We start from the raw sequence: 16557 nt of genomic DNA, 5'->3' as shown, positions 1-16557 counted from the left end.
CTTCTTTCTAAGGATAATAGTTGCTTAAATTGCACTTTATTACATGCCCACTTATAAAAAAATGCTTTTTAGAAAATGATTTGGTCTAATCTTTTCTTCAAAGCATAAACGTTATCTATCGTATTAAAATAACCTACACTAAACCGCACAAGCCCTTCAGGCAGAGTACCTAAAAATTCATGAGTCTTTGGAGCACAATGTAAGCCAGTTCTGACTGCTATATCAAATTTTTCATCTAAGATTTTTCCAAAATCATGTGGAGAATAACCAGATACTTTGACTGCAAGGACATTAAAGTGGTTATCTAAATTTTTTGGTAAGTAGAGAGTTAAATCTATAAATTCATCTAGAACTTCTATCAATTTTCTCATTAATTTCTTGTCATGATCAAATACTTCATCTACTTCTATCTTTTCTAGCCATTTTATAGCTGCATTTAATCCTGCTATAGCTTGAATATTCTGACTACCAGCCTGATACTTAATTGGCAATTCTGTCGGCATACTCTTCTTTTCTGAAGCATTACCGGTTCCTCCATGAATTAATGGTTCAAATCCTGCACTATCTTTATTTACTACAACACCTGCAATCCCAAATGGACCATATAGTGACTTATGCCCAGCCCAAATATAGTAATCAATATTATCTAAATCAAGATTTAATATCCCAGCTGCTTGGGCTCCATCTACCATCATTAATCCATCATATTTAGCTACTAATTCAGCTAATCTGGTGATTGGAGCTATAACTCCACAGACATTACTAACCTGAGAAACTGCTACTAACCTAGGAGATTCACTAACAAACATCTGCTCTAATTCATCCACCTTAAATTCAAAAGTACTATCATTAACAGGTATTTGTCTCAATTTAATATTATGCTTTTCTTCTAAGAAATATAAATTCCTCAATACTGCATTATGCTCAAAAGGGGAGTAGTAGACTACATCCCCTTCCTTCCAATCTATTCCCTTTAAAACTAAATTTATAGCTTCCGTAGCTGAAGAAGTAAAGATAATTTCTTGATTATCATTAATACCAAAAATATTAGCTACTTTATCTCTTGTTTCTCCTATTAAGTTATTAGCTTGATTAGCACTATCATAGGCTCCTCGTCCAGCATTAACTCCATGATTACGATAAAACTTATCCATAAATTCATAAACTTCTTCCGGCTTTGGATAAGTCGTTGCAGCATTATCAAAATAGATCATTTTATCCCTTCCTATTCAAACATCATTTTTAATAAATTAACTAATATCTGTTGTTTCTCTTGGTCAGAAACAGCATTACCTATATCTTCAAAACTACTTTTTACTTTATTCTCTAATATTTGGGCTAATCCTTCTAATTCAACTTCTTTAAAGTTCCTTTCATACTTTTGTCCATCTACATCAACTAAAGCAAATTCATAAGTACTTTCTTTTTCTATATCTGTAGTTATTTTATGTCCTTCAACTTCACCTTTAATCTCTTGAATACTATTTAAGAAATCATCTTCAATATTATCATCCCAATCTTTAATGTCAAATCCAGTTAAAGTTACAGCCAATTCTTTTAATAACTGTTCCTCATTCATTTCACTAATCTGTAATTTTCTCAAAATATTTAAGAAAGCATTAATTTCTCGACTATAAGTATAATTCTTAGTCTGTTCTTCTAAGGACTGATACCAAGAGCTTAGACTTGCTTTAAAGCCTTGATTACAATTCTCGGTAAACTCATCACATATTTCTATCTGTAATCTAGTTACTAATTGACTGTAGGCTTGGTTATGCTCTTTAACGAAATCATAAATTATTTCTTCTAGATCATCTATATTTTCTGAAGCTAGATTAGAACCTATTAGTTTCTTAGGCATAACTTCTAATAAAACTTTTTGAATTTCTGAAGTTCTGCGATTAATTATCTTACTTAATTTTAAAGAATCTTTAGAAATCATCTTAGTTTCTCGAGCATACTTCGGTAAAGCCTGATACCATTCTTTAATACTAATATATATTTTCTTTAATCTATTAACTTCTTTAGAATTGTCATCTTTTAGTCTATTACTGAACAACTTTTCTAAAAAAGTAATATACTCTTCTTTAGTTTCATCCCAAGCAATACGTTCTAAAGTAAAACGTGCTGGATACTTATTAATATCTTCAAATAGTTTAACATTTATCTCTCTTTCTTCATCATTATGTCTAATAGCAACATTCTTTAAATCATCATTAATCCTTCCTGCTGTCATCAAAAGAATCGGCATAACTCCTAATCTAAGCCCATAAGGAGGACGCCGCAATCTATCATAGATTTCTCCAATATTCTGCTTCTTATCAGATTGATATGACTTTTGTAATATCTTCATTATCTCTTTTAAATTAGAGTCAAGTTTATAATTAATAGCTTCTTGCTCTTTTAAAGGAGAAATCGTTAACTGTTTATTAGAATTAACTTTATCTGAATCAACCTCTTTATTAGATTCATTATTAGATAACTCTGAGTTGAATTTCATTACTCCTAAATCTTCATCAACTTTTTGTAATAAATTAGTCTTAATAAAAATAGTTCGATAGATCAAAAAGCTTGGTCCATAACCTGAAATACCTAACCGTTCTTTCAAATCATTGAACATTAGTGATTCCACTACTTCTTTTCGAGCCGCTCTCTGAGGAGCAGTAATCCTATTTTTAATAATTAATTCATTATTAATCTTTGGCGTCTTATTAAAGACTCGCAAACAAATATCTGAAACTTTTTCACAAAGTCTTCGTCTAGAATTGATATCAAAATCAATTTCATTATTGTAATAATAATGAGCATTATTATGCTGTGGTTCAATAAATTTATTTAGCCTATTATCTATTAATTGTTTAGTCTCTTCAATATAAAGATTTAACTCTTGTTCAGCTAAAGAATCTTTAGCTAAAAATTCTTTATCTTTTTTAAGCAATAATTGAGCATCAAAATCCCGTAATAAATCATCTATTCCTACAGGTTTTTTAGGAACTACAAATATTATCCGCCTAGTCTCTTCTGGACTAATATTATTTAATATCTCAACAGCTTCTTCAATCTCTTCTTTAGAATTTAATAAAAGGTAAGCAATTGCTCCATCTATATAACTCTTTTCTTCATATTTAACTAAATATTCTTCCCAATTATCTATCTGCTTAAGTTCTTCTAAATAAAGATACTCAGTAACAAAATATCTCCTTATTTTATATAGATCATTATACTTTTTAGGAATAACAGGAGAGGGTTTAAAATAATCATTTAATAGATACTTTCCTGAAAAGTTAGTACTTCTTTCTACTCTTTTTTCATTAATCTTTCTCCTAAAATCAATATCGCTACCTTCAAAAAATTTAAACTGTTCTAAGCTCTTACGATATAAGATAATCTTATCTTCAATTAATCCATTAATTAAATTCTCAAACTCATCATCATTTAAATAATCTAATGCAAAGCCTAACATTTCCTTAGAAGGAGAAAATTCAGTAAAATTATTAACTGCATAAATAACTCCTAAACTTTTAATGAAGTTTATCTTATCTTCTTCACCACTACTTACTTTCTGCAAAGCTCGTTGTGAATCAGCCCACGCTTGATGAACTTGGGTATAATCAAACTCTTGTTTCATTAATTCTTCAAAATAATCATAAATACTTGATAAATATACAAGTGGAAAATTATTAGAGTGAGACTTATTAAGAAACTCCCCTAGAGTATTCTGTTCATCAGTCGATAAATAAGTAAAGATAGTACGCTCATTTTGAGCAACTTTTTGAGATAACTTAGGTAATAATGCCGTAGTTAAAGGGTGCAAAGGATAGCAACCTTCTAATATATATTCTTCCTTTTCTTCTTGATTATAATTAGGATAAAGATTTAATTCTTCTAACTTTCTTTCATAAAAATCAAATTCTGGTTGATAGTTATCTTTAAAAGTTTCCCAAGGTTTCTCTTCTTTTAAGATTACATTCGACATTAGTTCAAAAATCTGACTTGAATATTGAGTAATATCTAATTCTTTAAATCTACCTTCAATCTTCTTCCATTCATCAACTTGGTCTTGAGATAGATTAGTAGTATACTGTACTAAGTTCTTATGAGAAATTAATAATAGATGTACTTCATTCTCATCGCTACGGGTAGTCATTTCAGCAAAATCTTGCAATACTTTCCCATCAAAGGCATCTATATTATCCTCAAGTAACTTATTAAACTCATCATATAATATATATATTCCTTGATAACCTTGTTTCCGAATCTCCCTACTAACCTCACTATAAATTTCATTTAAATCACAACCATAAAATGAATTAAAGTTACCACCAGAAGTTAAATCAGGATAATGCTCTACAAAAAAGTTATAGTTTTCTTGATCAAAAGCTTCTATCTGTTCTTTGAAATCAGTGATTGTCAATCCTAATTCATTTTGCAGTACTTTTTTAAATCTTTCATATGTAGATGAATATTCTACTTGCCATTGTTCTAATTTATTTATAACAGATTTAAAATGTGTTTCAGGAAAGATATCTTCCAAACCATTAGCTGCTAATGCTTCTTCTAAGCTTGATAACATATTCTGTTTAAAACTATCATTATTAGTTGTTGGTAAAACCAATAAATAAGGATCTTTTTCTGTAATCTCTTTTTCCATTCTATTAGCTAATTGACTATCGAACTTAGCTATATTACTAATTAAATTATTATAATTTTCTGGATTATCTTTATTAGATAATAAAGTTCCTAATACCATAGCAAATAAAGATTTCCCTGTACCATAAGCCCCCATAAGTAGATGGGCCCTACTAACAGAATCTTTTGGAAAAGACTCAAAGATTTCTCTAAATAGTTGAATATTCTTAGCCGTAGGAATATAAGAATCTATCTTCTGAAAATCATTAAGATCAAATTTGATATTTACAGAATATTTAAATCGTTTTGCTGTTTTAATGAATGATAAATTCTGTTTTGTCATAGCCTATCACTTTCCCTTTATTTTTTTATTCCATAATAATCTTCTAATACTTTATCTTGAGATAATTCTCGTAACTGGATAGAATTTAATCCAGCATGCTTGTCTAAATGCAAATATCCAATTTCTTGTAGTTTTTCTAAATATTCATATAATAAACTGATATTTAATTTAAATAGTCGTCCAATTGAGTTCTCTTGATTTAATACTTCTTCTACATTAACAGATTTAGTTCCAGCTTCTAAACTTAATAATAAAGAATAGAATAATATTCTAGGAGGTAAAGTATCAATACTTGGCCTATTCACTGCATACGTGTCTGTGTCAACTTTAGTAATTAATTTTAATTCACTAAAAGGTGACTGTAATGAATCCTCTGGAGAATTATTATCTTCTGGATCATATAGATACATTCTTTTAAAAGTATTAAAATCTTTTTCTAATGAACTTTTAGCTGGAGGTTCTTCTCCAGTTCTCCTAATGTAATTAATCAACTCTTCAACAAATAATTCTTTATCAAATTCTAAATAATTAAAGTGATTAAAGAACCAATACCAAGTTGTAGCAACCTCTTTATTTCTACATAAATTAAAATGTAATAGCCAAAAAGTAGATGGATCTTCGAAATATTCATCATAATTCAAAACTATCCCAGTTAATTCTTTTTTCTCTTGAATTTTTTGCCGATTAGAATCATAATCCTCTTCAGTCAAACCAGTGACCTGTAACCAATACCTCAGAGAAGAAATCATATTTTTACCTATCCCCAATTCATCCATTGCTGGAATCGTTTCTAAAAATATATGATTATTCTTTTCAATCGCTTTCAATCCTTTACGTAACCAACCGGTCCTAATATGAAAAGTTTCGTGTCGTGCAAAACTATAACTCATTTTCATCCCTCACTAATATATATTTACTGTCCCTTTATCTTCATCGTTTTAGTAATTAAACACCCACGATTAAAATGAGCGATACACTCCATACACCTAACACAATTTGTTTCATCAATTTGATAACCATCTTTTAAATCTATTGCATCATATGCACAAACATTAGCACAAGCAGAACAATTAACACAAAATTGATACTTCCTTAATTGACATTCTATACGTTGAAATAATAATGTAACATATTTATCTTGTAAAACTTGTACCTTAAGCTGCTTTTTTCCTAGATTACCCTGTAATTTAAAACGGGGCTCCTTAGTTTTATAATCTAATATATATACCTCACCTAACATTTCATCACCGAGTTCTTTATTAATAATACCAAATGGTTTAAAGAATTCATATAATCCTTCATTAATAGGACGTTTTAGATCATAATTCTTAGCATTATCTCCTAAACCACAAGGTTTAGCTTCTAATTTAATATTTCCTGTATTTACACCAGCACCACCTTGTCTAGCTTTCCACTTTCCTGTATCTACATATACCTCTGGATCAGGTTTACCTATCTTTTTTGAAAATTCAATTAAGAAATCACGCCACTCCCTAGAACGTTCTTCCATAAATATCTTACACAAGAATTCAGACCACTTAGAATTATTAGGACAACACCAACAACCTACCCGAGCAAAGCCTAAGCGATAAGCATAATTAAAGTCTATTCCTCTTGTTAAAAGATAAAGCCAAACATCCGCATCATGCCAATCAACAATTGGTGAAATCACTAATTGTTTAGAAATTTTCGGACTTTCTGTAATCTTATCATAATTACTTCGACTTATTGATTCTGAACGCCTTACCCCATAGAAAGTAAGAATTTTTTGCTGCCCAGCAATCTGTCTAAATAACTTACCGATTGGACCAGTCTTAAAAATAGTACAGCACCACCGCATCACTCGAGTTGGTGGTCCAAATTGATTAGATAATTCCATAAAGTCCTGATTTGAAGTGTCTACAGGAAGAAAAGGAGGACGTTTAGGTCGCTCCTTTAGCCGCTGTACATATTCATAGGTATAAGGAAACTCTAGTGTTGTGTCACCAAAAACATGTAAAACATCTTGAGTATTTAATGCTCTAGTTACAAGATCAGAAACTACTGTGGAGTCTTTTCCACCACTAAAGGATACTAGGCTTAACCTTTGCTTAAAAACTTTCTTTACTCTTTTAATAAAGTCAATAGCATTCTTATCTATGTAATTAAAATGATCTTTATTAACTTCAATAAATTTAGAAAAATCTATTTTTTTATTACTACCTTTAACTCTTTTTTGAATTTTAATAATCTTCTCATCTAAATTATCTACCTCATATAACTCACTTATTACTATATCACTAGACTCACCGTTAATAATATATCGATTACCAGCCCCGTTCCAAATATTTTCTTCTGTCAAATCTTCTTCTAAAAGAATACTGAGCATGATCCGTTCTTCCATAAATACTGGTCTAATATCTTTACTTATATAATGAACTTTAGTACCACATTCAGGACATGTATGTTCCTTTGAATCCTCTTCAAAATTCTGTAAATCATGCATTTTATAATCAGCATATTTAATAGCTATTTCTTTAATATACTGAGGGCATTTCTCACCATAGATTTTATTTTGAATTCGGTTAAAGATTTCTTCAATAGAATCCTTACTACGTTTGTTCTTGATAGCTTGATTGACAATTGATTTCAAATCAAGCAATTTAGAATAGTCTCTTGGATTACCTTGTTCTAAAACTTCTTCAACTCCTTCATCTTCTAAATCAAAATAAGGATTAAACTTAACTTTATTATTATTTTTATTTGCTGTATATAAGATTGGAACCTCACAATTCTTACACCAAAATATCTGCATATATATATCACCTAATTTTACTTATTCAATGTTGATATTAAATATCCTGCTAGATTAATAAGATATAATATTTAATATTATGAAAAACTACTAATAATTTGTTATTCATAGTAAGAGAATTTTATTTGCAAAAAATAACTTTTATATGTTTAATATTAACTTAAAAGTTAATATATATAATTGCTTTCTTAAAAATAGTATAAAGAATAAAATTAAAAATTAATATTAATGTTAGTATTTGATGATAAATTTTCAAACTCTACTCTAATCTTTCTTTTTATCTGTTTAAATCTTTCTGCTAAAAATTCTTTATAGAATATTTCATTAGCTACATATTCATCTGCTATCCTTTCATTTGGTAAACAATGTCTTTCTTTAGATAATCCAGATACTTTATCTAAATAATTATTAATAGCCATACTTGAAATACTTTTATTAGTACCCTTTAATATAGGAGTTAAATTTAATGGACTATTCAATATATGATCTTTTTTATCTCTTAACTTTGTTTCTGATTCTTTTACCTTATTTATTAAATCTGAACCTAATGGAATTATATGATGAAATTCTACATCTATATCATTCTTAGAAATCTTCCAAGCAGAAATTCGTTTGTTATTCTCTAAAAGATCATTAGGACATCTGCTTAATAAGTATTGACGAATTGTATTTTTGATAGCATTTGGAACATCATCATTATTAATTAAGGTGTTCTTATCTGAGTAATCAGTAAAGTTTAAAAACCTACCTCTATATTCTTCCATAAAATCTTCAAGTTTTTGAGTATTATCGTTAATGATAACTTCATACAATAATTCTATATCTTCTAAGCAACGTTTATTTTTATTATCCCTATATGTTCCGCTGAATAAAGAATACCAATACCAAATTTCTAATAAATTTAATTTCTCTTCCTCTTTATAAATGGAAACTCCATGGTCTAACATTACATAAGCAATAGGTAATAACATTAGTTTATAAGATAAATCATTTATACTTGTAATTCCACATCTAAACTGTAAAAACATCCCTGTATTAATTAATGCCTCTAAAACCTCAAAAGTATTATTATTAATCTGTTGAGCTTTCAAATCTAATATTTTATCCTTTTTAAAGAAATCTCCCTTAATATTCTCTACATTTGCATAATCCTCTAAATAAGAAACTACTGATAATAAATTCAAATACTGATCTTTAAACTTTTTATACATATCTTTGCTAGTATCAAAGTATACCAATGTAGGCGTCCAATTTTCTGGCAAACTCATCATATCATTTGTTTTGAAAGCTTCATAATTTGCTTTTTTTATCTCATTTTTCAATTTACTTCTAATTGCATTTCTAAGTGACTCTTTTTCATCATTATATATTCTATGACCATCTGTAGATTTATCTGCAGCCTTTGCTACTATTAAATCAAAAGTATCTAACGCAGTTCCTCCAGAATTTATATTCTCAAAAATAGGAATAGCTCTTCCTTTTTCTTCAGAAGGAACCTTAATAATATGTAAATCCTGTGCAAATCGCCCTTTTAAATAATCATATACATCTTTAGTCCAATCAATCACTTTTGGATATACTTCTGGATCAGTTCCATGTTTGTTAATAGCGATTTTTTGCAAGATCTTATAAATAACTGTATCTCTATAATTTATTTCTGTTTGATAAATCTTTTCACTATATGTCTCTGTTAGAAAGAATAAAGGAATTCTTTTTTCTTTAACGGCATTTCCTATTACTCTTTCCCTATACTCTTCTTTAGATAAATTATTCTCCAGTTTATAAAGTGGATTATACCATTTATCTTTACTTTTAGTTCTATTGACCTTTTCATATGTAAACATTTCCTCAATATCTTGAGGTTCAGTATATTTATACTTATATTCATCAAATTTAAGATCTTCAAAATTAAAAAATTCTTCTGCATCCTCATCTTCGATTTTAATAAACCATCGCCTTCTTATCTTTCCAAAGGTATTCGTATGTTCAGTTTTAAAATCATTTATATTCTCATTATTTTCGAAAATATCCGTAAATATTGATTTTAAAGTCGTTATTCTTTGTTGACCATCTAATAGAAATTCTACGTATCTTGGTTTAATTTCTTCATAATCAATAATCCCTTTTTTCTTTCCTAGTTCTTTAGATGGATATTCATCTTTAGGACCTTCTAAAAATAAAAAACTTCCAATCGGCAAACCTACAAAAAATGATGCTAATAAAGCTTTTTGATCACTCTTTCCCCATACAAATTCTCTTTGAAAATTAGGTAATAATAATTTCTTTTCATTAAGATTTTTAAATATATCTACTAATTCTATAGATACACTAGAATACCCCATATCAGTTTTCTCCTTCCTTTGCTATATAATGCAATCTTTAGAGTATTATCAGAAATAATATTTTAAAATTAATCCTTACTATACTATTACACTATAAAACCACTAATTTCCTGTTTCAATAATATAATTTTTGTTCCAAAATAAGTCATTAATTCTAATTAATCTATTATATAGTGTCTAAAGATACATAATATTATTTAATTATACACCCACGATTTTAATAAAATAACCAAATTATTAATCCAAAAGAAAAAACATACTTTATATATAAAGTATGTTTATCTGATTTCCTTTATCATTCTTTATTCTCATTTATTTACACCTGATCAAAAAAACAAGGCCTTCTTTCTAGCCAATAATCTCTTATATCATCTGTAAAACGCTCATTAATTGAATCTCCCTTACTACTTAATTTCCTTTTAGCTATTTCCTTTGCTAATCCAGCTTTTTTCATTAAATATTCGTGCATTTTAGGATAATAAATTCTTAACTGCCTTAGCTTACCAGGTGTATGAGAAATAGGTAAAGTACAAGCCCAACAGCCACTTCTTATGCTCCTATCTACTAGATGACCACATATAGATTCTGTATATCCATATTTAGTGTAGTTTTGCACTTCATTATCATAAACTTGAGGATATCTAATGTCATATTTTTCAATATAATCCCATACATCTTTAACCCTCCACCATCCTATTGGATGACATTTAACTAAACCATATCCTTTATGCTTATGTTTTAAAGAGTATTCTCTAATATTCATATACCTTCTGTCACTTTCAAATGCTGTTAATCCATCAAACATTAAATCCCAATTATTTTTCTTAATTACACTTTTAGTTGGTTTTTTCTTAAGATAGTAACAACAAACACTATTAGCTCGTTTACTTCTATCCGAGCCATCTAGTCCTGGAAAACCGTAATGATCAACTATATTCCAATAATTTGGATTTTTAATCTCTACTTCTCCATTATCTATATTAGCAGGCCTTGTTTCAATAATATTTAAATCCCATTTATCTTCTAATTCATCTTTTACTTTATAAATATCTGGATAATGAAGTAATGTGTTATTCCATAATACATCAAACTTTTTATCTAATTTATCGGCTACTCTTTTAACTAAATGTAAAACTGTTAGCGAGTCTTTTCCCCAACTACAAATCACTACTATTTTATTATATTCTAAGAATAAATTTCTTATTAAATTCAGTGCTTTTCTTTCTAATTTTAATATTTTCATCTTAACTCTCCTTATAAAGTATTATACTCTTCAAATCCATATAATTAATAAGTATAACTAAACAATTTATCAATGGTACACATCACTTTTTATACGTTATTTACGTAAATTATAAGTAAAAAATATCACCTCACTATATATAAATTTCAAAATATACGTATTGATCTAGTTGTTCTTCTATTTAATTTTACTATCTTATTATTTATTGTACATTATTTACGTAAAATAATCAAAAGCAGTTATGCCAATTAACCTTTTTTATACGTAAATAACTAACAAAAGCTCTAGCATAATCTATCTTACATGTAAATTGAATATTATTTTCCTTTATTTTTCTATATGAAAATAGTATAATATATTTGAAACATAAGGAGGAAGCTAAATGACTATTGGAGAGAAAATTAAATCAATAAGAAAAGAAAAAAAGCTAACTTTAAGAGAACTAGCTAGCAAAACTGATATTTCACCTTCTTTTATTAGTGATATTGAAAATAATCGTAGTAATCCATCATTAAATAGACTCAAAGATATTGCTAATGCTCTTAATACAAGTGTTAGTTATTTATTAGGAGAATGTGAAAAGCAATATGATGGAATCCCTCATAAAATTAGAGAGGCAATCTCAAATAACCCAAAACTTTTAGAGCTTTGCAAACATTTATTTTTAAGAAAGGATTTACAATTAATGATTAAACAAACTAAAGATCTCAATTCAGAAACTGTTCATCAAATTATAGACATTATTAAAGTAATTAAGAATAAAGAACATAAGTAATATCACATCGTCAAAATTCAACCCCCAGCTTCAATGACATCTAGAATCTACTCTTTTAACAGTTAATTATTAAACCTATCTGGAAATATGTTATTCCTATCAATTTACCCCTCCCCCAAAGCCTTATCTAACCTTATCCTGCCATTGTGAATAATGCCGAGTATATTTAGGCGTACATACACTCACATCTATATCATACTCTTCTAAGACCTTAAGCTGATTACCAAATCGGTCTCCATCAAAACTCGTAATTACAATTTTATAATTTTGTTCTAACTCTCGACATTTTTTATATAATTTATTCCGATTCTCCTCACTAATATCCTCATATAATTCTATATGGTCTGTTTCAAAATCATCAAAATACTCCTCGGCTAGCTTACATAATTCCTCATCCTTTAATACATAGATTCCTATCATTAATAAGGCATCTTCTAATATATTCTCTAAAGTAGGAATCCAGACAATTTTATTTTCTTCTTTTTCCTCAGAAAAAATATTCTCGGGCATTAACATCCAGGCAGGCCGACTATTTTCCGATAAAAATAAATAATGACTCGGGTTAATACCTCCCTGATTGGGGTGACTCCCACCTACTAATATCTGTGCTGTTAAAGTCGCCACTATGATCATCTCCTTATATCTAATCTAATTCATCATCACTTCTTAAGACTCTAATCCCTTCACTTTCTCTCTTTCAATTTAACCCTATCTTCCCGATCAATAAGCATAACTTATTACTTTAGCAAAAAACTTATTATTAAAGCGCTTAGTTTTTTCTTTTCAAACTTCCTCAAACTTCAATCACATTCCCACCAAATAACTCAGCAGTCTCCGGATCACAAGTCGTAAAGATCACCTGATTATTCTTAGCAAAATCATTAATTACTTTCACTGCTGCTTCCTTTCTAGCTGGATCCAGATCAACCAGACAGTCATCTAAAACCACAAATCCAGGCTCCTCATCATAAAGATATTCTAATAATGCAAATCGAAAAGCTAATGCAACTCCTGCATAAGTACCAGCTGAAAGCAATTCTAGAGGTAACCCTTTATCCTCCTCGCTCATTACTTTTATATCAAAGTTCTTATCAATGACTCCTACTTCATAATTATGATCCGTCAAAGTCTGTAGATAATCACTGAAAGATTCTTTTAGTGATCCAAATGGATCTTGGTCCATCTCTTCTTCCGCCTCTTTAAATGCTTCTTCCACTCGTAAGATAGCATTTGCCTCCTTCAACTGCTTTCCATAATCTTTTTGAGCTTCTTCATAACTAATCTGTAATTCTTCATAAGAACTATCAGGAAGCTCATCTTTTTTTTGATAATAATCAGTCGTTTTATTACTAATATTATCTTCAATCTTATCTTTTTCTTTACGTAACTGGGTTAAATGTCTCTGAAAATCCTCTGCTTTTTCAAATTTTTCTGGTAAAGGAGTTAATTGATCTAACTCCTTCTCTTTAGCTTGCTTTTCAGTCTTTAAATCTACCATTTTATCTAGGATTTCATCACTATTATTGTATTCTTCTTCCCACTCTTCTATCTTACTTTTTAAAGTAGATATTTCATTTCTAAGATCTAATCTATCTTCATCTTTAAGCTTCTTTAATTTAGTTTCTATATCTTCTCGTTGGTTAACATTTAATTTCGATTCACCTATCTCCTGTATTAGTGCATCCTGCCTAGACTGCAATTCTTGATAATCTCTTCCATCTAATAATTGTATTAAATTACTTTCTTCATTCTTAAGTTCGCTTTTCTTATCTCTCAACTCTTTTTCCTTAATTCTAGCATCCTCTAAATCATTTACTCCTAGACTTTGGAGTAATTCTTCTTTCTTATCCCCTGCTTCCTCTAACTCCACTTTCTTTTCTACAAAATCTACTTCCCCAGCTCTTATCTCCAACTCCAAACTATCCTCTACTTCTATCTTTAAATAAGCGTTTGCTTTAAACTCTGCTCCCGCTTCTATTTCTTCTTCATCATCTAAGCCAGTAGTAATTTTCACTTTAGAATTGGATTTATTTAAACTACCTATTAGAGTAGCTGATTCAATAGTAGTCTTGCTTTTTAAAATCGTATCACTTAAATCTTCAAGCTGTTTAAGCTGCTCCTCATTTATCTCCGGAAGCTTTTCTATTTCTTCTTTTAATTCTTTAATATTCTTTTTACAGGCATCTACCTTCTCTAAATCTTTTTCAAACTCTATTTTGCTTTTTATTTGATCTATAGTCTGTAAAGACTCTTCCATCTCATCTATTCTCTCATTTAGTTCCTTTAATTTTTCTTCTTGATTCTTTAATCGCTCTTCTTTTGTAGGCCATTCTTTAGCAATTTTCTTTAGGTCTTTCACTTTAGTAGTTATATTTTCTAACTTAGGTTCTATCTGACCTCTTTTCAAGATATCAGATTCTAATTCAGCCAATTTATTTATTTTTTCTGTTAACTCTTTCTTTTCTTCTTTCAAATCATTTAATTCAGAGCTTACCTCTTCAAACTCTTTCTCAATTCTTTTAGCATCTTCTTTCTTCTGTTTTAATTCTTCTTTTTTATAAAAACTATCAATAACCTTGCCAGTTCCTTGAATATATTTATTATGAATACCTCGATTATTCTGTGGTCTGGAATTTTTAACATCCCATTTAGCCAATAAATCTTTTTTCTTATCTGCAATTTTATCTCTTAACTTATCAGGAGAAACTCCATCTAATTTCATTACCGCTTTCCTGATTATTTCTCCCAATTGATTAGTAGTTTCATCATCGTCAATTATCTGCTCTATAGTATCTTTTAACGTCTGTTGTTTAGTAAAGATTAAATTCTCATAAGTTTTCTCTCCAAACTTAAATATATCATTTAATCTCGCTTTTACATTTTCCGGTTTAGTAATTTTAGCACCATCATCTGGTTCAAACTCTACATAATGATCATTACCCCATCTTTTATTTAATATATATAAATCCCTATCATATTCAATTTTTAACTTTCCATTTATGTAATCCCCACCAAAGTGTGGTAAGAAGTTATCTCTAAAATTTATATCTTCTGTCTTTCTTCTCCCTACTTTAGCATCTTTAAATAGAGTAGCTTGAATTGCATTAACCAAAGTGCTCTTTCCGGATTCATTAGGTCCTAATACCACATTCAAACCATCTACAAATGATAAGCTAGAATCTTTTAAACCAGCAAAAATCTCAGATTCAAAATTAATTATCTTCATTATTGAACCTCCTTAATCAATTCATAGGCAACTTGTAATGCTTCCTCATCGTCTTCTTTTATTACCAGCTTCTTTAAAAATTGATGTGGGAAAGAGTTTTGACTAAACTCCTCATCTATTACATTTGGAGTAATATTAATCTTTAATTCCGAATCATATCTTTTGAAATAAGCTAGATTTTTTTGCAACTCCTTATAAACCTCTTCTTTTCTATTAAACAAATCTTTATCAATTCTACCCTTTAATTTCAAGCGGACTAAACTAGTTTTAGTATATTTGTCTAAAATTTGTTCTTTAACATTCAAAAGGTCATCTTCATCAAAAATCTTATATTCCAATTCAGCAAATTTATAAGTACCCGGTTCAATAACTTGTGCTTTAACTTCACCTTTATCATCTAATTCTAATAAGAATGCATTACCTGCATGCCTGCAATCCATTCCATCAGCCTCTGGTGTCCCAGCGTTAAATATACTCTGTCCTGTAATAGACTTCTTATCGGTCTGTGGATAAGGTACATGGGTATGTCCCAATAGCCACAAATCTAAATTCAGCTCCTCTAATTCAGAACGGTTCATATTAAAGTACTTCTTTTCTAAATCAGGCGAATAACCTTCCAAAGCTCCGTGAGCTATTCCTATCTGCCATTTACTTTCCTTCTCACTATCTAAATTCTTGATCCAATCCAGATTATTAACTCCTGCTTCTGAGTGTTTAGAATCACAATAGGCAGGATAGACACTGAGATCCAGACCATAATCAGTTAAATCAAAAACCTTATTTTCATTAAGTAAAACCAAGTTGTCGGTTAATTCTTTTTCAAAAAACCTCCATAAATCTACCACTCCATCATCATAATCATGGTTTCCAGGCAAGAGTAAAAGCGCCGAACCACTAAACTTTTTCAAAATATTCAGTACTTGATTTTGATCTCTCTTAGCCACATTAACCTTATCAAATAAATCTCCAGCAATCACAAATAAATCAGCTTCCTCCTCATTAGCTAATGTAACTAAATTTTCTAATACTTCAAATCTAGCCTTAACTAATTGTGGACGTATATCATCAGGATAATTATTAAACCGCATACCGATATGTAAATCTCCAGTATGTAAAATCTTTACTGATTCCATCTATAAACCTCCTTTTAATTTGCTGCACATCCTAATATTACCATATTAGGTAAGACGATAATTGTCCCACCT

At 29.2% G+C, this 16557-nt stretch carries 10 protein-coding genes; 1 reads left to right on the top strand and 9 read right to left on the bottom strand.

The window, feature by feature from the left end; genetic code table 11:
* Window positions 1-68: 68 nt before the first annotated feature.
* From B5D41_RS08715 to B5D41_RS08690, 6 genes are all read right to left on the bottom strand, one after another.
* Window positions 69-1214 carry an aminotransferase class V-fold PLP-dependent enzyme gene (locus B5D41_RS08715; RefSeq protein ID WP_078810246.1) on the bottom strand — a complete coding sequence of 382 codons (1146 nt, stop codon included), beginning with the start codon at window positions 1212-1214 and terminating at the stop codon, window positions 69-71.
* A gap of 11 nt (window positions 1215-1225) precedes the next feature.
* Window positions 1226-4972 (bottom strand): hypothetical protein, encoded by a 3747-nt coding sequence (locus tag B5D41_RS08710; protein WP_078810245.1) that lies wholly within the window; start codon window positions 4970-4972, stop codon window positions 1226-1228.
* Between the two features lie 17 nt (window positions 4973-4989).
* Window positions 4990-5862, bottom strand: coding sequence for a DUF4007 family protein (locus B5D41_RS08705; protein ID WP_159442924.1), 873 nt, complete (start codon window positions 5860-5862; stop codon window positions 4990-4992).
* Between the two features lie 23 nt (window positions 5863-5885).
* A complete protein-coding gene (locus B5D41_RS08700) occupies window positions 5886-7766 on the bottom strand; it encodes a phosphoadenosine phosphosulfate reductase domain-containing protein (protein ID WP_078810243.1) in 1881 nt (626 codons plus the stop codon).
* Window positions 7767-7978: 212 nt separating this feature from the next.
* Window positions 7979-10108 carry a DUF262 domain-containing protein gene (locus tag B5D41_RS08695; protein ID WP_078810242.1) on the bottom strand — a complete coding sequence of 710 codons (2130 nt, stop codon included), beginning with the start codon at window positions 10106-10108 and terminating at the stop codon, window positions 7979-7981.
* A 316-nt stretch (window positions 10109-10424) separates the two neighbouring features.
* A complete protein-coding gene (locus B5D41_RS08690; protein ID WP_078810241.1) occupies window positions 10425-11351 on the bottom strand; it encodes a phosphoadenosine phosphosulfate reductase family protein in 927 nt (308 codons plus the stop codon).
* A 382-nt stretch (window positions 11352-11733) separates the two neighbouring features.
* On the opposite strand from B5D41_RS08690, the gene B5D41_RS08685 reads away from it, so the two are divergent.
* Window positions 11734-12126 (top strand): helix-turn-helix domain-containing protein, encoded by a 393-nt coding sequence (locus tag B5D41_RS08685; protein WP_078810240.1) that lies wholly within the window; start codon window positions 11734-11736, stop codon window positions 12124-12126.
* Window positions 12127-12249: 123 nt separating this feature from the next.
* Here B5D41_RS08685 and B5D41_RS08680 read toward each other — a convergent pair whose 3' ends face one another.
* From B5D41_RS08680 to B5D41_RS08670, 3 genes are all read right to left on the bottom strand, one after another.
* Window positions 12250-12750: a hypothetical protein gene (locus B5D41_RS08680; RefSeq protein WP_078810239.1), complete on the bottom strand. Its 501-nt coding sequence runs from the start codon at window positions 12748-12750 to the stop codon at window positions 12250-12252.
* 169 nt (window positions 12751-12919) lie between these two features.
* Window positions 12920-15352: an AAA family ATPase gene (locus B5D41_RS08675; RefSeq protein WP_078810238.1), complete on the bottom strand. Its 2433-nt coding sequence runs from the start codon at window positions 15350-15352 to the stop codon at window positions 12920-12922.
* Window positions 15352-16485, bottom strand: a complete 1134-nt coding sequence (locus tag B5D41_RS08670; RefSeq protein WP_078810237.1) for a metallophosphoesterase family protein — start codon at window positions 16483-16485, stop codon at window positions 15352-15354. Before B5D41_RS08670 ends, B5D41_RS08675 begins: the two co-directional genes overlap by 1 nt.
* Window positions 16486-16557 lie beyond the last annotated feature (72 nt).

The sequence above is a fragment of the Selenihalanaerobacter shriftii genome (genome assembly GCF_900167185.1).
GTDB classification, from domain to species: domain Bacteria; phylum Bacillota; class Halanaerobiia; order Halobacteroidales; family Acetohalobiaceae; genus Selenihalanaerobacter; species Selenihalanaerobacter shriftii.
This window is presented reverse-complemented; position numbering and strand designations above follow the sequence as displayed.

Excerpts from the sequence above, each read along its gene's own strand:
- B5D41_RS08710 (WP_078810245.1), bottom strand. The coding sequence starts at position 4,972 with ATGACAAAACAGAATTTATCATTCATTAAAACAGCAAAACGATTTAAA.
- B5D41_RS08685 (WP_078810240.1), top strand. The coding sequence starts at position 11,734 with ATGACTATTGGAGAGAAAATTAAATCAATAAGAAAAGAAAAAAAGCTA.
- B5D41_RS08700 (WP_078810243.1), bottom strand. The coding sequence starts at position 7,766 with ATGCAGATATTTTGGTGTAAGAATTGTGAGGTTCCAATCTTATATACA.
- B5D41_RS08675 (WP_078810238.1), bottom strand. The coding sequence starts at position 15,352 with ATGAAGATAATTAATTTTGAATCTGAGATTTTTGCTGGTTTAAAAGAT.
- B5D41_RS08715 (WP_078810246.1), bottom strand. The coding sequence starts at position 1,214 with ATGATCTATTTTGATAATGCTGCAACGACTTATCCAAAGCCGGAAGAA.
- B5D41_RS08670 (WP_078810237.1), bottom strand. The coding sequence starts at position 16,485 with ATGGAATCAGTAAAGATTTTACATACTGGAGATTTACATATCGGTATG.
- B5D41_RS08695 (WP_078810242.1), bottom strand. The coding sequence starts at position 10,108 with ATGGGGTATTCTAGTGTATCTATAGAATTAGTAGATATATTTAAAAAT.
- B5D41_RS08705 (WP_159442924.1), bottom strand. The coding sequence starts at position 5,862 with ATGAGTTATAGTTTTGCACGACACGAAACTTTTCATATTAGGACCGGT.
- B5D41_RS08690 (WP_078810241.1), bottom strand. The coding sequence starts at position 11,351 with ATGAAAATATTAAAATTAGAAAGAAAAGCACTGAATTTAATAAGAAAT.